General features: G+C 46.1%; 17 protein-coding genes and 1 tRNA gene. 16 read left to right on the plus strand and 2 right to left on the minus strand.

The genetic code is table 11. The annotated features are described in order from the left end of the window. Positions 1 to 18 precede the first annotated feature (18 nt). The 7 genes from mnmG to ACAN55_RS21325 all read left to right on the plus strand — a co-directional run bounded on the left by mnmG (position 19) and on the right by ACAN55_RS21325 (position 7,469). Complete coding sequence (gene mnmG, locus ACAN55_RS21295) at positions 19 to 1,905, plus strand: tRNA uridine-5-carboxymethylaminomethyl(34) synthesis enzyme MnmG (protein ID WP_379137642.1); 1,887 nt, start codon at positions 19 to 21, stop codon at positions 1,903 to 1,905. 3 nt (positions 1,906 to 1,908) lie between these two features. Beyond that, positions 1,909 to 2,631 (plus strand): 16S rRNA (guanine(527)-N(7))-methyltransferase RsmG, encoded by a 723-nt coding sequence (gene rsmG / locus ACAN55_RS21300; protein WP_379137646.1) that lies wholly within the window; start codon positions 1,909 to 1,911, stop codon positions 2,629 to 2,631. Between the two features lie 482 nt (positions 2,632 to 3,113). Next, a complete protein-coding gene (gene noc, locus ACAN55_RS21305) occupies positions 3,114 to 3,929 on the plus strand; it encodes a nucleoid occlusion protein (RefSeq protein WP_379137649.1) in 816 nt (271 codons plus the stop codon). 126 nt (positions 3,930 to 4,055) lie between these two features. Next, complete coding sequence (locus ACAN55_RS21310; protein ID WP_379137652.1) at positions 4,056 to 4,817, plus strand: ParA family protein; 762 nt, start codon at positions 4,056 to 4,058, stop codon at positions 4,815 to 4,817. Further along, positions 4,810 to 5,652 carry a ParB/RepB/Spo0J family partition protein gene (locus ACAN55_RS21315; RefSeq protein WP_379137655.1) on the plus strand — a complete coding sequence of 281 codons (843 nt, stop codon included), beginning with the start codon at positions 4,810 to 4,812 and terminating at the stop codon, positions 5,650 to 5,652. The genes ACAN55_RS21310 and ACAN55_RS21315 overlap by 8 nt, the downstream gene beginning before the upstream one ends. A 120-nt stretch (positions 5,653 to 5,772) precedes the next feature. Further along, positions 5,773 to 6,933: an aminotransferase class V-fold PLP-dependent enzyme gene (locus ACAN55_RS21320; protein WP_379137658.1), complete on the plus strand. Its 1,161-nt coding sequence runs from the start codon at positions 5,773 to 5,775 to the stop codon at positions 6,931 to 6,933. Positions 6,934 to 6,968: 35 nt separating this feature from the next. After that, positions 6,969 to 7,469 (plus strand): DUF4446 family protein, encoded by a 501-nt coding sequence (locus ACAN55_RS21325; RefSeq protein ID WP_379137661.1) that lies wholly within the window; start codon positions 6,969 to 6,971, stop codon positions 7,467 to 7,469. Here ACAN55_RS21325 and yyaC read toward each other — a convergent pair. Continuing rightward, positions 7,441 to 8,052 (minus strand): spore protease YyaC, encoded by a 612-nt coding sequence (gene yyaC / locus ACAN55_RS21330; protein WP_379137716.1) that lies wholly within the window; start codon positions 8,050 to 8,052, stop codon positions 7,441 to 7,443. The genes ACAN55_RS21325 and yyaC overlap by 29 nt on opposite strands. 175 nt (positions 8,053 to 8,227) lie before the next feature. Here yyaC and ACAN55_RS21335 point away from each other — a divergent pair, with 175 nt between their 5' ends. The 4 genes from ACAN55_RS21335 (at position 8,228) to ACAN55_RS21350 (ending at position 9,739) form a co-directional block, all read left to right on the plus strand. After that, positions 8,228 to 8,500, plus strand: coding sequence for a putative Se/S carrier protein (locus tag ACAN55_RS21335; RefSeq protein ID WP_379137664.1), 273 nt, complete (start codon positions 8,228 to 8,230; stop codon positions 8,498 to 8,500). Further along, complete coding sequence (locus tag ACAN55_RS21340) at positions 8,500 to 9,363, plus strand: mechanosensitive ion channel family protein (RefSeq protein ID WP_379137719.1); 864 nt, start codon at positions 8,500 to 8,502, stop codon at positions 9,361 to 9,363. Before ACAN55_RS21335 ends, ACAN55_RS21340 begins: the two co-directional genes overlap by 1 nt. Before the next feature lie 26 nt (positions 9,364 to 9,389). Next, entirely contained in the window at positions 9,390 to 9,605 is a 216-nt protein-coding gene (locus tag ACAN55_RS21345; protein ID WP_379137666.1) for a DUF951 domain-containing protein, read from the plus strand. 43 nt (positions 9,606 to 9,648) lie between these two features. After that, positions 9,649 to 9,739 (plus strand) — tRNA-Ser (locus ACAN55_RS21350). 382 nt (positions 9,740 to 10,121) lie between these two features. On the opposite strand, the gene ACAN55_RS21355 is transcribed toward ACAN55_RS21350, so the two are convergent. Next, positions 10,122 to 10,319 carry a YjzC family protein gene (locus tag ACAN55_RS21355; protein ID WP_379137669.1) on the minus strand — a complete coding sequence of 66 codons (198 nt, stop codon included), beginning with the start codon at positions 10,317 to 10,319 and terminating at the stop codon, positions 10,122 to 10,124. A gap of 218 nt (positions 10,320 to 10,537) precedes the next feature. Here ACAN55_RS21355 and rpsF point away from each other — a divergent pair, with 218 nt between their 5' ends. From rpsF to opp4A, 5 genes are all read left to right on the plus strand, one after another. Next, positions 10,538 to 10,822 carry a 30S ribosomal protein S6 gene (rpsF, locus tag ACAN55_RS21360; RefSeq protein ID WP_379137672.1) on the plus strand — a complete coding sequence of 95 codons (285 nt, stop codon included), beginning with the start codon at positions 10,538 to 10,540 and terminating at the stop codon, positions 10,820 to 10,822. Between the two features lie 48 nt (positions 10,823 to 10,870). Then, positions 10,871 to 11,365, plus strand: coding sequence for a single-stranded DNA-binding protein (gene ssb / locus ACAN55_RS21365; protein ID WP_379137675.1), 495 nt, complete (start codon positions 10,871 to 10,873; stop codon positions 11,363 to 11,365). A 21-nt stretch (positions 11,366 to 11,386) separates the two neighbouring features. After that, positions 11,387 to 11,659, plus strand: a complete 273-nt coding sequence (gene rpsR, locus ACAN55_RS21370; protein WP_379137678.1) for a 30S ribosomal protein S18 — start codon at positions 11,387 to 11,389, stop codon at positions 11,657 to 11,659. A 592-nt stretch (positions 11,660 to 12,251) separates the two neighbouring features. Beyond that, on the plus strand, positions 12,252 to 14,261 hold the full coding sequence (locus ACAN55_RS21375; RefSeq protein ID WP_379137680.1) for an endonuclease MutS2: 2,010 nt from the start codon (positions 12,252 to 12,254) through the stop codon (positions 14,259 to 14,261). 251 nt (positions 14,262 to 14,512) lie between these two features. After that, a complete protein-coding gene (gene opp4A, locus ACAN55_RS21380; RefSeq protein ID WP_379137682.1) occupies positions 14,513 to 16,246 on the plus strand; it encodes an oligopeptide ABC transporter substrate-binding protein in 1,734 nt (577 codons plus the stop codon). Positions 16,247 to 16,272 lie beyond the last annotated feature (26 nt).

Here is a 16,272-nt window from a genome sequence, read left to right on the forward strand (position 1 = left end):
GAAGAAGGAGGAAGAGATATGAGTTATGAAGGAGGCAACTACGACGTAATTGTCATCGGTGCGGGACATGCCGGTTGTGAAGCTGCCTTGGCAGCGGCACGGATGGGCTGCAGCACGCTGATGATTACGATCAACCTGGATATGGTTGCTTTTATGCCTTGCAATCCGTCTATTGGCGGACCTGCGAAAGGGCATGTCGTTCGTGAAATTGACGCCCTCGGCGGAGAAATGGGCCGTAATATAGATAAAACTTTTATTCAACTGCGTATGCTGAATACGGGCAAAGGACCTGCTGTTCATGCTCTGCGTGCACAAGCGGATAAGTATCTGTACCAGCATGCGATGAAAGAAACGATGGAGAAGACACCAAACCTTACTCTTCGTCAAGGCATGGTGGAAAGATTGATTGTGGAGGATGGACAATGTGCGGGTGTTATCACCAAAACCGGAACATCCTACCGCAGTAAGACCGTTATTTTGACCACAGGTACCTATTTGCGCGGTAAAGTGATTATGGGTGAACTGACCTATGAAAGTGGTCCCAATAATCAGCAGCCTTCCATCGGACTGGCCGATCATTTGCGTGAACTGGACTTTGAACTCGTACGTTTCAAAACAGGAACACCTCCGCGTGTTCACAAGGATTCGATTGACTTCAGTAAGACGGAGATTCAACCAGGGGACGATAAGGTTAAATTTTTCTCTTTTGAAACCAAGTCTTCTACAAATGAACAACTTCCATGCTGGTTGACCTATACCTCTGAAGTGACTCATCAGATTATTAATGATAATCTGCACCGTGCGCCGATGTTCACCGGTATTATTGAAGGAACAGGACCGCGGTATTGTCCTTCCATCGAAGACAAGGTTGTTCGTTTCAGTGATAAGTCACAGCACCAAATCTTCCTGGAGCCTGAAGGAAAAAACACATCGGAATACTATGTTCAAGGTCTGTCTACCAGCTTGCCAGAAGATGTGCAGATTGCCGTTCTTCGCTCCATTCCAGGACTGGAGAAGGTAGAAATGATGCGTAATGGATATGCTATTGAATACGATGCTATGGTTCCAACGCAGCTATGGCCTTCCCTTGAAACCAAACGCCTTCCGGGTCTGTTCACAGCTGGACAAATTAACGGAACGTCAGGTTACGAGGAAGCGGCAGGTCAAGGTGTTATTGCCGGTATTAATGCTGCCCGTAAAGTACAGGAGAAAGAGCCTGTTATTCTAGACCGTTCGCAAGGTTACATTGGCGTACTGATTGATGATCTGGTGACAAAAGGGACAAACGAGCCTTATCGTCTGCTTACTTCGCGTGCGGAATACCGTTTATTGCTCCGTCATGATAATGCGGATCTTCGTCTTACTCCTATCGGGTACGATATTGGACTGATTTCACAAGAGCGGTATGAGATGTTTTCCAATAAGAAGAACCGAGTGGATGAGGAGATAACACGACTTAAGGAGACTAAAGTCAAACCGAATGAAGTTAATACCGTACTTGAACAAATGGAGTCTGCTCCAATTGTAGATGGAAGCAATCTGCTGGTATTGATGCGTCGTCCTGAGATTGGTTATGACCTGGTGGAACAAATTTCACCTTCACCAGTAGAACTAGATGATGAAATGAAGGAACAGGTTGAAATTCAAATTAAGTATGCGGGATATATTGAGAAGCAACTGCAGCACGTTGAACGGTTGGAGAAAATGGAGAAGAAAAAACTTCCGGAAGATATCGATTATAGTGATGTTCATGGCCTGGCCATTGAAGCACGGCAAAAACTCACAAAGATCCGTCCACTTTCCATCGGTCAAGCTTCCCGAATCTCAGGAGTAACTCCAGCGGACATTTCAATTCTTCTTGTATACTTGGAACATTATAACCGGGTTACAGCGGCGAAAGGATAATCAATGGATCATACGGTTGAACAATTCAAACAGCGTCTGCAAGATCATGGAATCCTACTTCAATCTTCTCAACTAGAGCAGTTCGAGCGATATTTTCAGGAACTGGTAAGCTGGAATGAGAAAATGAACCTTACCGGAATTACAGAACGTGAGCAGGTATATACGAAGCATTTCTACGACTCCATATCTTTGGCCTTTCATCTGGATATGAACAATGTTAAGAAGCTGGCCGATATCGGATCAGGGGCAGGGTTTCCGGGAATTCCGCTTAAGATTTGTTTCCCTCACTTAAAGTTGACAATAGTCGATTCTTTGAATAAACGAATCTCCTTTCTCCAGCATGTATGCAATGAACTGAAGCTGGAGGGAGTGCAGCTCATCCATGGGCGTGCTGAGGATGTGGCCCGTCAGCCGGAACACCGTGATGCTTATGATTTGGTTACTGCGCGGGCAGTTGCCCGGCTGTCCCTTTTAAACGAATTTTGCTTGCCATTCACGGCTGTGAATGGGGTATTTGCTGCTATGAAGGGCAGTGATCCTTCAGAAGAGTTAAAGGAAGCGAAGTTTAGTCTTAAGGAATTACGGGGCAGACTGGATAAGGTGGAATCCTTTAGTCTTCCTGTTGACGAATCAGCTCGTCACATTGTATTAATTCATAAGACGGCTCCTACTCCGGGTAAATATCCGCGGAAAGCAGGTCTACCTGCCAAGACACCACTGGTGTAAATGTTTCACGTGAAACATTTATGAGGATTTTCGGAAAACATAAAAAGGGTACTCTTCTCATCAGCAGATGGAGAAGGGTGCCTTTTTTAATACTAAAGAATTGAGTTAAAACACATGTATTGGGAGATGCAAGCGTATTGAAGGAGAAAGAGTTGTTTATTATGTATGTATTAAGTGCGATAAGTTTTGCCTGGTGACAATTAGACATGAGAGATTATAAGTGTATATCTTTGGTATATTACCATGAAAGAGTTAAAGCAGGCAGGAAAAAATGGTCCTGATGAAGAATAGGATTATGAGTAGAAAAGTGATAGAATAATAGAGTCGGATTAATAACTGCAATGTGAAGAACCGGACTTGAAGAGCAATCCGGATAATCAATTGCAGGTTTATTGTTGTGTTCCGATGCTGTACGATATGCTTTTATCGGCATGAATGCCATGAAGATCGTACTATAACGAAATTAGGTGGTAATGAACGGAATGAAAGAACAATTCACCAAGCTATTTGGATTCACAGAGCGGAGCAGCGGAGAAGAAGTCAGACAAATCCCGGTTCAGGAGGTCGTCACTAGTCCATTCCAACCACGGACCATATTCGATGACGACAAGATAGATGAGCTTTGCCAGACGATCAAAACACACGGGGTTATTCAACCTATCGTTGTGCGCATACGTGATTCGCGGTATGAGATTATCGCCGGTGAACGTCGCTGGCGGGCGGTTACAAAACTGGGCTTGGAGACGATTCCAGCAATAATTCGTGAGTTTAACGACTCCCAGGCTGCTTCGATCGCTCTCATTGAGAATCTACAGCGCGAAGGTTTAACCTCCATAGAAGAAGCATATGCTTACCAGAAACTAATCGAGCTACATCAACTTACCCAAGAAAGTCTTGCGCAACGTCTGGGCAAAAGCCAATCAACTATCGCTAATAAGATACGGCTGCTCAATCTGCCTGAAGCGGTGAAGACTGCTTTGATGGAACGCAAAATCACCGAAAGACATGCCCGTTCTCTCTTATCGCTGGACAGTGAAGAAATGCAGTTGAAGGTTCTTGCTGAAATTATTGCCAAAGAATTGAACGTTAAGCAGACCGAAGTGCGAATCGCATTTTATAAAGAAGTTACCAAGAATAAGAAGGCAAAGCGAATTTCCTATACTAAAGACGTTCGTCTGGCACTAAATACGATCCGTCAATCCATTGATATGGTAACGGGCTCTGGCATGGAGATTAAAACCTCAGAAAATGACCGTGGGGATCATTATGAAATCGTAATTCAAATTCCAAAAAGATAAAATTGTTCTAAGCTGAAGGCGGCCCTGAGGTGATTGGCCGCCTTTTCTATCGTCACTCAGCGTATATTGTGGAAAACCCGCATCATGATACTACAGAAGATTGTCTAACTATTCGAGGTGAATTTAGTGTCCAAGATTATTGCCATAGCAAATCAAAAAGGCGGTGTCGGTAAAACAACGACTACTGTGAACCTGGGTGCCGGAATGGCAACCACGGGCAAACGAGTGCTGCTGGTTGATATCGATCCGCAAGGTAACACCACAAGCGGTGTTGGTATCAATAAAGCAGATGTAGCGAACTGTATTTATGACATCCTTATTAATGAAGTGAATCCCGCTGATGCTATTCTCGAAACGAATGTGGAAGGGCTACATATCATACCGGCAACGATTCAACTGGCTGGTGCAGAGATCGAGCTAGTATCCACTATTTCCAGAGAACTGCGTCTTAAAAAGGCTTTAAACCTGGTAAAAGGTAATTATGACTACATCTTAATTGATTGCCCGCCTTCACTAGGGATATTGACGATCAATTCACTGACAGCAGCGGATTCAGTTATTATTCCAATTCAATGTGAATATTACGCACTTGAAGGTTTGAGCCAGCTGTTAAATACAGTGCGGCTGGTGCAAAAAAATCTAAATCCCCATCTGATGATTGAAGGGGTATTGCTAACGATGCTGGATGCCCGTACTAACCTAGGGATTCAGGTAATCGAAGAAGTGAAGAAGTATTTTCAGGAAAAAGTATATAAGACTATTATTCCGCGCAATGTGCGGCTTAGCGAAGCGCCTTCGCACGGGCAATCCATCATTACGTATGATGCCCGTTCCAAAGGTGCGGAAGTGTATTTAGAGTTGGCAAAGGAAGTGATTTCTTATGAGTAAACGATTAGGAAGAGGTTTGGATGCTCTGATTCCATCCTTGTCCATTAACGAGGACGATAAGGTAGTGGAGATTCCATTATCCCAGCTTCGTGCAAATCCTTATCAACCCCGTAAGGAATTCAAGGAAGAAGCTATTCAAGAACTCGCGGAATCCATTCGCCAGCATGGAGTGATTCAACCGATCATTGTCCGCAGTGTGCTGAAGGGCTACGAGATCATCGCAGGTGAGCGGAGATTCCGTGCTTCGCAGTATTGCGGTAAGGCAACTATTCCGGCTGTTGTGCGGAGTCTTAGCGATCAGCAGGTAATGGAAATCGCCTTGATTGAGAATTTGCAGCGGGAGAACTTGAATGCAATGGAAATTGCCGTGGCTTACCAAGGCTTAATGGATCAATTCTCGCTTACCCAGGAGGAACTCTCACTCAAGGTTGGAAAATCGAGATCTCATATCGCTAATTTCCTGCGCTTACTTTCACTTCCTGAAGAAGTCAAAGATTATGTTTCACGTGGAACAATTTCGATGGGCCATGCCCGGGCTATAGTTGCACTCAAAGATCCTGAGCTGATCAAACAATTGGCGGATCAGTGTGTGGAACAGCAATGGAGTGTAAGGCAATTAGAAGAAGCGGTACAGAATCTAGATCGCAAACCGACAACCGACATTAAAACAAAGGTTGTAAAACGCGATCCATTCATCGAAAATGTCGAAGAAACTTTACGAGAGAGATTTAAGACGACGGTTAAGATTAAACACGGCAAAGACAAGGGTAAGATTGAACTGAATTACTATAGCACCCAAGACCTGGAAAGACTACTTGAATTACTAGGAAGCTAATAGTTGATTGGCCCTTAAACATATCCTGAGCTATCCGTATTTCGGATAAAGAGGGATATGTTTTTTTGGGGGATGAGCATAATAAGTGCGTGAAAGATGTTAAGCAGAGGGGGAGCGGGGATGGAGGAAATTCTATACCTGGATCACGCAGCAACCTCATGGCCCAAACCTCCGGAGGTTGCAAAGGCGATGATGGATGCATTGCAACAGTCGGGTGCGAATGCTGGGAGAGGGAATCACTCCATGGCCATGGGAGCCGGGAGGGTGCTTGTTCGCGCTCGCAGTGCGTTGGCTGGACTGTTCGGGATATCCAATGCACAAGATATCGCTTTTACGCATAATACAACGACTGCGCTGAATATGGCGATCAAAGGGGCCTTGAAACCAGGCGATCATGTTATCTCTACTATGACTGAGCATAATTCTGTCCGTAGGCCGCTGGAGTATTTGCGCAGAACTATGGGGATTACAGTCGATTATGTACAAGTGGATGAAGAAGGGCAAATTAATCTGCTTGAGCTACAGAAGACATTCAAACTTAATACTAAGATGGTTATTTGCAGCCATAGTTCTAATCTCTTGGGCAGCATTCTTCCGGTGGGGGAAATAGGTGATTTAGCCAAATCCCATGGGGCTATATATCTGGTGGACGCCGCGCAAAGTGCAGGTTCGCTAGAGATTGATGTAGCTTCGATGAATATCGATCTTTTAGCATTCCCGGGGCATAAAAGTCTTCTGGGTCCACAAGGGACTGGCGGATTGTATATTTCTCCTCAGGTAGATCTGGAACCGCTGCTGCATGGAGGGACTGGAAGTCAGTCGGAGAATAAAGAGCAGCCGATGATTAGGCCGGACCGTTATGAGGCGGGAACACAAAATACAGTTGGAATTGCCGGTCTGCTGGCTGGAGTTCAAAAGGTGAAAGAGCTCGGTGTCCAAACAATACATGACAGAGAGTGGACACTGACTCAGATGATGATGGAGGGCTTGAATGGATTGCCAGGTCTGCGGCTGCTCGGGCCAGCTCTAGGAGCTCCACGTACAGGAATTGTTTCATTTGTGATAGAAGGACAGGATTCTGCGGCTATCGCCCATCGGCTGGATCGTGAATATAAAATAGCCGTCCGGGCCGGACTTCACTGCACACCACTGGCTCATAAGGCTGTACAAACGCTCGAGAGTGGTGCGGTTAGAGCAAGTGTGGGTGTAGATACATGCCGCGCAGACGTCAGCAGAATGCTTGCTGCAATGAATGAGCTTTATGGTCGAAATACTAAATAATATGGTTAGAAGATTACTAAGAAGGATGGTCAATCATGTCAGAACTGAATCAATTATTGAATGAACAGCTAGAGTGGGTTGTTATTGCGATTTCCGGATGTATACTGCTCTTGCTGATCCTCGTCATCATTCAGGGTGTTAAACTCCGCAAAGTTCGCCGGCGTTATGAAGCAATGATGGCTGGCAACGGTATCGAGGATCTTGAAGGACTGCTTGTGCAATTGAAAAATCAAGGTGAGATGCTGGAAGAAGGACAACACAAGCATAAAGAAATTCTGAAGACAATAGAAACACGGATACATGGTATGAAATCGAATGTAGCGGTTAAACGGTATAACGCATTTGGAGAACGCGGGAACGATCTAAGCTTCTCCATTGCTGTAATTGACGACAGCCGCAATGGCGTAGTAATCACCAGCCTGCATAACCGTGAGAACTCTTATATTTATGCTAAACCGCTTGAAGCCGGAGAATCCCCGTACACATTGTCGCCAGAGGAAAAAGAGGTTATAGCTCTCGCGCTGCAGCGGGTCTAGAAGAGTGGATATGCCATTGCTTCAGGGCTGAATACAGACTGGATGCGATAATATCTGATAGTCGCATAACTAAACTTAATCTGGTGTTTTGCAGAACAAAGTACTCCATAAAGCCGCCGACATTGACGATGCCTGTTAAATGAATATCGCCAACCGGCGGCAGTTGTTTATTTACCCCCGCACCAGGACGCAAGGGTCCGTTAACGACCTGAATGCAGCCGACACTAGTAGAGTGGCCCAGGCAGGCGTCAATACCAATAATAAAGGGATCGCTGAATTTATTATAGACATTCTGCAGTGTCTCCTCCAAATTAACTGCATGCACGGGCTCTTCCAGAGTGCCATAGAGATGGAACAGAGGACTGCGGAAGCGGGCTAAAGCCGTGCCTACCAGAGGTCCCAGAGAGTCCCCTGTGGAGCGGTCAGTACCGATGCATATGATAACGATAGGTGTTCCCGGACCTGTCTGAGCGAAATGGAAGAGTAGCCGGTGGATAATGGCCGAATAGATTTCAGGATCAGTATGTGATATTTTTAAACCAGATGCTTCTTGAAGTGATGAGTGATTAGAAGAGTAAGACATGGAATCTTCCTTTCTGCGGGTAGCCGATTCTATAAGCGGCATATACGAGTAACGGCACCACCCCTGTAAAGGCGGCGAAGCCGTTTCTTCTTACTGTCTAGTATATGGATGAAAGAGCCGTTTTATACTTGGCTAGCAATAGATAGGACGATAAACCTAGAGAGAGGTGCGGGCAATGGAGGATGAGATGCTGATTGCTTTTGATTCAACCCAGCAGGCGCTTCGCGCCGAAATGCTGCTCGAGTATGCTGAAATAGAAATCGATATATTCCCGACACCCAAAGAGATTACAGCAGGCTGTGCCATGTCAATTCAATTCTTTCAGGACAAATTGGAGGAAGTAAAGACGTTGGTGACGGAGCAGGAGATTGAAATCCGGGGAATTTATACTAAAGACCACTTAGACGGCTATACATTGATATGGGGCAAGGAGGATGGGGTGGTGTGATGATATTCGAAACGACCACGGCTAAAGAGACCGTTAAACAAGCGATGCAATTCAAGGACAAACTTTGGGACTGGGCGACGGATGCTGATATGTGGGCGAGCTTTTTGTTTTCGGGACTGCGTATTATTGTTATTTTTATTTTGAGCCGGATCATCATTAAAATAGTATACAGAACCATAGATCGCTCACTCGAGCGAAAAAATAATGCGCGACTGCTATCGAATACCAGAAGGTTTGCCACGGTTGGTGAGCTGCTTAAAAATGTAGTAACAGTCATCTGCAATTTTGTCATGATTATGTTGATTCTTTCGGAGTTTAACTTCCATCTAGCCCCCCTGTTAGCAGGGGCAGGAATGCTTGGCTTAGCGGTAGGTTTCGGAGCACAAAGTCTGGTCAAGGATGTGATTACCGGGTTTTTTATCATTCTGGAGGATCAGTTTGCGGTTGGAGATGTGGTTCAGACAGGGACTTTGAAAGGTACGGTCGAAATGATCGGCCTGCGGACAACCCGGCTGCTTAGCAGCACGGGTGAGGTACATATCATTCCCAATGGCTTGATTACCAATGTAACCAACTATTCATTATCCAATGCGATGGCCGTAGTGGATGTGCCCGTTAAAATTGAGCGCAGCCTGGAGGAAATGCTTGGTTTGATAGGGGAGGCTCTTAAAGGAATTGAGGAGCGCAGTGAACATATACTTGCGTATCCTAATATTCTTGGCATACAGTCCATGAGCACCTCAGAATATGTAATACGCGTGGCTGTAAGCTGTTCTCCTGGAGCCAGAGAAACAGCGGAACGACAGATTCAGGGTGAGATTAAAAAAGCGATTGAACAGCAGGGTGCACTGGGGACAGCATAAAGTAAAGAGAGAAGGGGTTAATTACAATGGCGGAGCGTAAAGTGTTTCAACTGGGGGACATCGTACAGATGAAGAAGCAGCACCCATGTGGGACCAATGAAATGGAGATCATCCGCATGGGCATGGATATAAGGATTAAATGTACAGGATGCCAGCATAGTGTACTTGTACCGCGGGCGAAATTTGAGAAGAGTTTGAAAAAGGTGCTGCGCTCGGCAGAGCCGCTCCCAGACAATAATTAAGCTTGCAAAAGCGTATGCCTCATGGTATGATAATTCTTGCTGCGGAGAGGTACCCAAGAGGCCCAAGGGGGCTGACTCGAAATCAGTTAGGCGTGTCACAGCGTGCGTGGGTTCGAATCCCACCCTCTCCGCCATACATCACTTTTACAAATGAACACCTCTTGCAAGGGAACTTGCGGGAGGTTTTTTTATGTGTTAAATGACTGTCCAGAGGGTGAATTCACCTGCACAAAGACAGCAAAAAGGAAGGTCCCTTTCGGGCCCTTCCTCAGAGGCAGTACATAAATGATGTTGGAATCTTTCTGTAAAGAGACAATTGTGAATCATGGTCTTGCATAAGGGTAGATACTTTTTTAAGGTATTACCCGTCTACACTTCCTTGCTTACAAAAGTGTCCAAAGCAGAATTCCTGTGACCCAGTTCGTCTACGACGTCCAATGGAACCACACCTCTCTTTTGTACTGCCTGATAATATTATGTGCATTATCAGCCGCTTTATACATGGCTTCAAAAAAATTAGTGGACTCGCGCTTTTTCAACCTTTTTCCACTTGCGGTCCTTATTAGATGTCTCCGGGAAAGTATCCCCTTTCTTCATCTCAATGACCTTGGGATCCTTGATCTGAGTGTGGAAGCTGCGTGCTTCACTTACCTCTGTATACAGTCCGGGATTTGGTGCTTTATTGCCTTTTTCATATTCCGTTTGTTCACCCATGTTATTTGCCTCCTTCCTAAGTCAAATGATTTCTTCAGTATTGTGCGCAGCCGGGTGGTTCTTCATGTGCTAATGATAAATGTATAATCCGTAAAAACTTGAAAATTGCTTGCAATGGCTTGCCCAATTTGGTATATTAATATGGTTCGAGTTCCATTTGTGCTCGTTCCTTGCTCCTGACATGATCAGGGGCCTCAGACCATAAGGAGGTGAAATTTATGCGCAAATACGAAGTGATGTACATTATTCGTCCTGATATTGAACAAGAAGCCGTTCAAGCAGCAGTCGAAAAATTCCAAGGCATCATGTCCAACGGCGGGGAAATTACAAAGCACGACGTGCAAGGTAAACGCCGTCTTGCGTATGAGATCAAGAAATTCCGTGATGGATTCTATGTTTTGGTTAACTTTACTGCAGAACCTGCAGTAGTTACTGAACTGGAACGTATCATGAAGATTTCTGACGAAGTTATTCGTTATCTCATTACGAATGATGTAGCTTAATCTTGATACAAGCTTTGTAACCATTTCGCTCAAAAGGAGGAGATCCTATTGTTGAACCGTACAATTCTGATTGGTCGGTTAACCCGTGATCCGGAGCTTCGCTATACACCTCAGGGTGTGGCTGTAACGCAGTTTACGCTTGCCGTAGACCGTCCGTTTTCAAGCCAAGGCGGGGAACGCGAGGCGGACTTCATCCCGGTAGTAACCTGGAGACAGCTAGCAGAAACCTGTGCCAATTATTTGCGCAAAGGCCGTCTGACAGCGGTAGAAGGACGTATCCAAGTTCGGAATTACGAGAATAACGAAGGCAAACGTGTATACGTAACCGAAGTTATTGCTGATAATGTCCGTTTCCTGGAGTCTACGCAGAATCGTGAAGGCGGAAATGCCCCTAGTGGCAATATGCCTGAAGAGTCATCCTATGGTGGCGGCAGTGGGCGTGGAAACAACAACAATTTCTCGCGCAACACCAACAATAATCAAGATCCTTTTTCGGGCGATGGTAAACCGATTGATATATCGGATGATGATTTGCCATTTTAATAAGGAAGGACTGAACAGAACATGGCTTTTAAACCAAGAGAAGGCGCCGATAACGACAAAAGACCAGCTCGTCGTGGCGGACGCAACAAACGTAAGAAAGTTTGCTACTTCACTGTGAACAAGATTACTCACATTGATTATAAAGATACCGAGCTTCTTAAGAAGTTCATCAGCGAACGCGGAAAGATTTTGCCGCGTCGTGTAACAGGTACAAGTGCAAAATACCAACGCGCTCTGACCATTGCTGTAAAACGCGCACGTCAAATCGCGCTGCTGCCTTACACAACGGAATAGGACGTTTTATACAAGGCAACCGGATCTCCGGTTGCCTTGTTTTTGTATCTGGGTGCGTAAGTGTAACGCAGTGGGAAGAATAACAAGGATCATATCGTGCTTCGATTGGATCGTTAATTACTGGATGATGGTTCCGCCTTTGCCACATTGACGTTGCCGGTGGAATGTAGTAAATTACAGGTATCCTAACTTAAAGGGGAAATTTTGATGTTGGTGGCCGTTCTTAACTAAGCAATTTCATATCGCTTTACAAGCAACAGCAGAGTTTCAAATCACAGGCTTACTATAGCCTTGTTTGAGTATATGCACTGCAAAGGTATCGTTGTTTGGACGGCGGATGATTAGTTAAGAACACGCGAAGCGTCAAATAGCCTCTTTACGGCTGTTGTTACCTTTGTGATTAACCGTGCTCTTGCAGCACGGTTTTTTTGTTATCAGATGCCCCGGTCCCATCCCAGGTATTTGATTCAGGTCACGAGTGGAGCAATACCGGTAAGTAAAGGCGAAGACTGCCGTAGTGGCGATCTTCGCCTTTTTTGCGTTAAAGGAGAAGCCAGCAGGACATAGGGACACATTAGAGGAGGAATACCACATGAATGAACAAAGCTTAATTACGCTGGAATATGATCAAATTAAAGAGCAACTGGAACAGTACGCGGTTTCATATGCGGGAAGGGAGCATGTCCGCCAGCTTCAGCCCATGAGTGTCCTGACCGCAGTTCATCGGGCGCTGGAGGAGACAGAGGAGGCCAAAGAGCTGCTGGAGAGAGGTGCAAGTGTGCCGCTTCCTTCTCTCGATGGCATGGAATGGATGATTTCTCTGATGGGTACGGGGTATCTGTACAATGAGCAGGATTTCACCGCTGTAGGAACCTTCCTAAACAGCTGCAGCCAGCTGCGCAAGTATATGGATTCCAAAGAACACAGTGCGCCTAGAATCAGCTCGTATGCATCGTCGCTGCTGGAGCTCAGGCATGTTCAGGACGAAATCAACCGCTGCATCCGGCTAGGCAGGATTGATGACGGAGCCAGCAAAAGTCTGGAGAAGGTACGAAAGAAACTGACAGTAGCTAAGGAGCGCCTTCATCGTAAATTAGAAGGAATCATGTCGCGCCATAAGTCCATTCTTCAGGAGAATCTCTACAGCATGCGCGGCGGAAGGTATGTAATACCGGTGAAGCGTGAATACCACAAGCAGGTAAAAGGGGCAGTACTGGATCAGTCGACAAGCGGTCAGACGGTATTTGTGGAGCCGGACGAAATCGCCGCTCATCAAGGTGAGGTGGAGCTGCTGCTAGCTGATGAGGCCCGGGAGGAAGCGATAATCTTGAGTCAGCTAACCAGTCTTGTGGAAAAGGAAGGAGCGGCACTGCGTCTAAACATCGAAGTGACTGGAGCGTATGACTTCATTTTTGCTAGGGCTAAGTATGCCAGGACGCTTGGAGCACGCAGGGTGGCACTTAATGAGCGTGGTATTCTGCGCATGAATGGAGGAAGACACCCCATGCTGCAAGGCATGGTACCGATTAGTCTTGAATTTGGGCAGGGTTACAAATCACTGATAATTACCGGGCCGAATACAGGCGGTAAGACGGTTGTGCTTAAAACCTTAGGGCTACTTGTACTGATGGCGCAATCCGGTCTGCTGGTCCCAGTCGAGGAGAACAGTGACTTTGCAATTTTTTCGGATGTGATGAGTGTGATCGGGGACGGGCAGAGCCTGGCGCAGTCGTTAAGTACATTCTCCGCACAGATGAAGAGTATTGAAGGGATGCTGCGGCGGGCGGGCCGGGGTGTGCTTCTGCTGATTGATGAATTGGCGGCAGGCACTGATCCGGGTGAGGGTATTGCCCTGTCTACAGCGATTCTGGAGGAGCTTAATCAAAGAGGGGCTAATGTTATTGTGACCACCCACTTCAATGAGCTGAAGGTATTTGCTGCGTCTACCCCAGGCTTTCAGAATGCAAGGATGGAGTTTGATAAAGATACGTTGCGGCCGTTATACCGGCTTACGATTGGTGAAGCGGGGGAGAGCTACGCGCTACAGATCGCCGAGAACCTTGGAATTAACGCCTCCGTTATTAAGAGATCACGCGAGCTGCTGGCAGAGCAGGGTCAGGAACAGGTAAACCTTAAGGCAGGCATGAAGCCGAGATATAGAGATCAGTGGAATAAGGTTAGTCACGAAACTAAACAACGGGCCACCGGCGAGCCAAGCTATCAGAATACGGGAAATCCAGGGAGCCAAACGGATAAAGAAAGCAATACAGGCGTTGAAAAAGGCACAGAAGTCACTGAGGTGAAGGCGCCACCGCACTCTTTTGAAATCGGGGATGCAGTGTATGTGGGCTCGATGGGGCGGAGCGGTATTGTATTTGAGAAGCGGAATGTGATGGGCCTCGTCGGGGTGATGATCCAGAAACAGAAAATGTATGTTAACCATAAAAGGCTGAAGCCTTTTATCTCCAAAGATGAGCTGTATCCGGAGGATTATGATTTCGATATTATTTTTGAAAGCAAGGAGAACCGGAAGAAGAAAAAGCTGATGCGCCGTAAATATGTAGAAGGAGTCAGCATTGTGTATGACAGCGAGAACAACTGAATAATGAGATATTGAGTAGGGAAGTCTGTCCGGACAGGGCAGGCTTTTCTTTTGAAATACAAGAAAGTATAAGTTGTACACTGTACGTTATCCATGTATTTTTACGAGAAACGGTACCGTCTCTAAAAGAAAGGCGCAATCGGTGCTTCTTAAGTAATAATTTGCTTTTCTCTGCCGGTTGAATTATTTTCAAATTGTGTGACGGTTAAAACTTTGCTAAAGTAAGCAGCGTAACGGAAGGGACGGAATTCATGAGTACAAGGATGAAAAGCGGAGTTCTTCTCCTGCTGTTCGGGGCAATCTTTATGACGTCCTGCAGCTCAGGTTTAATAACCAGGCATTCGCCGGAAAATGCAAAAGTCTCAGAAGTCAAAAATAACGAAGAACAACCGCGCTCAGGCGGTATCGTCACCTATGGATATTCATCTCCTTTTCAGGGCTTGTTCGAGCCTGCTTTTTATGAAGGGGACGATGATTTATACGCATTGCAGTTCATTACAGAACCGTTGTTTACGGTAAAAGATGATCTGACGACAGTGCCTGGAATTGCTTCCTGGGTCGAATCGGAGGATCACCGGACGTTCACTTTTACCATTAAGCCGGGGGTGCGCTGGCATAACGGGGATGAGCTGACTGTGGAGGACTGGAAATTCGCCATGGAAGTGATCGCAAGCTCCGATTATACAGGGCCACGCTATTATAGCGTCGAGATGATTGAAGGCGTCGAGGAATATCACGCAGGCAAGGCCGATCAGATCAGCGGAATTACTGTAATTGATCCTTATACCCTGAGAATTACGGTAACCGCGGCGCGTGTGAATACAATAGATAACTTATGGCCTTATCCCATGAACAAAAAATACTATGCCGGAGTTCCGGTAAAAGAGATGGTGGAGAGCAGTCAAATGCGGGTTCACCCCATCGGCATCGGCCCCTTCCAGGTTACCTCGATAACACCTGGCCAATTGGTGGAGATGAAGCGTTTCGAGGATTATTACGGGGGCACACCTCACCTTGACGGCATACACTATAAAGTTGTTGATGATAAAGAAATCGTAAGCCTGTTTGAGCAGGGTGGTATCGATATCGAGGATGCTCCGCGGGATGCCTATGGAGATCTTCAGGCGCTTGAAAATGTAAATTTGCTTCAGACCACGGAGCTCTCTTATGAATACATTGGATTCAAGTTTGGTACATGGGATGAGGACAAGGGCACGATTGTCATGGACAATCCCAAGTTTACGGATAAAAGATTACGGCAGGCCATGTATTATGCGCTTGACCGGGAAACGCTAATTAAACAATTCTCTTACGGGCTTGGCAAGCTGATCGAAACCCCCCTCCCGGGAACAAGCTGGGCCAAGATTCCGGATAACCAGATTAATCCGTATCCCTACGATCCTGAAAGGGCACAAAAGCTGTTAGATGATGCTGGATATGTAGATATTAACGGTGACGGACTGCGCGAGGACCCTAAGGGCCAGGTCTTCATTATTCATTATGACGGGATGACAGGCGGCAGTATGACGGAAAGTCGTACACAAGCCATCCTGCAGAATTGGCGTGAGGTTGGACTTGATGTAAGGCTGAATGGCGGAGTTCTGAAGGATATGAACGCATTCTATGACGCTGTAGAGAAGGACGATCCTTCCGTTGAGGTGTTTAACGGGGTGTGGGGGCTGGCAGGAGATCCCGATCCATCGGGTTTGTGGCGCCAAAATGATTCCTGGAACTATCCGCGTTGGTCCTCTGAGAGGAATGAACAGCTGATCCGTGACGGTGTTAGTATGAAGTCTTATGACAGGGAATACCGGAGACAGGTTTATTATGATTGGCAGAAATATATCAATGAAGAAGTACCAATGATTTTTGTTGCCGAACGTGAATCGATCACTCCTGTTAACAAACGCTTGCAGGGCGTACGGGTAAATGCCATAAGCAATGTGGTAAATCCTGCAGAGTGGTGGATTAAGGATACAGAGTGAATAAAGTTTCTTAAAGAAGAATTCAT

It is taken from the genome of Paenibacillus oryziterrae, assembly GCF_042610485.1.
Classification (GTDB): domain Bacteria; phylum Bacillota; class Bacilli; order Paenibacillales; family Paenibacillaceae; genus Paenibacillus_AQ.

Excerpts from the sequence above, each read along its gene's own strand:
- mnmG (WP_379137642.1), top strand. The coding sequence starts at position 19 with ATGAGTTATGAAGGAGGCAACTACGACGTAATTGTCATCGGTGCGGGA.
- rsmG (WP_379137646.1), top strand. The coding sequence starts at position 1,909 with ATGGATCATACGGTTGAACAATTCAAACAGCGTCTGCAAGATCATGGA.
- noc (WP_379137649.1), top strand. The coding sequence starts at position 3,114 with ATGAAAGAACAATTCACCAAGCTATTTGGATTCACAGAGCGGAGCAGC.
- ACAN55_RS21315 (WP_379137655.1), top strand. The coding sequence starts at position 4,810 with ATGAGTAAACGATTAGGAAGAGGTTTGGATGCTCTGATTCCATCCTTG.
- ACAN55_RS21320 (WP_379137658.1), top strand. The coding sequence starts at position 5,773 with ATGGAGGAAATTCTATACCTGGATCACGCAGCAACCTCATGGCCCAAA.
- ACAN55_RS21325 (WP_379137661.1), top strand. The coding sequence starts at position 6,969 with ATGTCAGAACTGAATCAATTATTGAATGAACAGCTAGAGTGGGTTGTT.
- yyaC (WP_379137716.1), bottom strand. The coding sequence starts at position 8,052 with ATGTCTTACTCTTCTAATCACTCATCACTTCAAGAAGCATCTGGTTTA.
- ACAN55_RS21335 (WP_379137664.1), top strand. The coding sequence starts at position 8,228 with ATGGAGGATGAGATGCTGATTGCTTTTGATTCAACCCAGCAGGCGCTT.
- ACAN55_RS21340 (WP_379137719.1), top strand. The coding sequence starts at position 8,500 with ATGATATTCGAAACGACCACGGCTAAAGAGACCGTTAAACAAGCGATG.
- ACAN55_RS21345 (WP_379137666.1), top strand. The coding sequence starts at position 9,390 with ATGGCGGAGCGTAAAGTGTTTCAACTGGGGGACATCGTACAGATGAAG.
- ACAN55_RS21355 (WP_379137669.1), bottom strand. The coding sequence starts at position 10,319 with ATGGGTGAACAAACGGAATATGAAAAAGGCAATAAAGCACCAAATCCC.
- rpsF (WP_379137672.1), top strand. The coding sequence starts at position 10,538 with ATGCGCAAATACGAAGTGATGTACATTATTCGTCCTGATATTGAACAA.
- rpsR (WP_379137678.1), top strand. The coding sequence starts at position 11,387 with ATGGCTTTTAAACCAAGAGAAGGCGCCGATAACGACAAAAGACCAGCT.
- ACAN55_RS21375 (WP_379137680.1), top strand. The coding sequence starts at position 12,252 with ATGAATGAACAAAGCTTAATTACGCTGGAATATGATCAAATTAAAGAG.
- opp4A (WP_379137682.1), top strand. The coding sequence starts at position 14,513 with ATGAGTACAAGGATGAAAAGCGGAGTTCTTCTCCTGCTGTTCGGGGCA.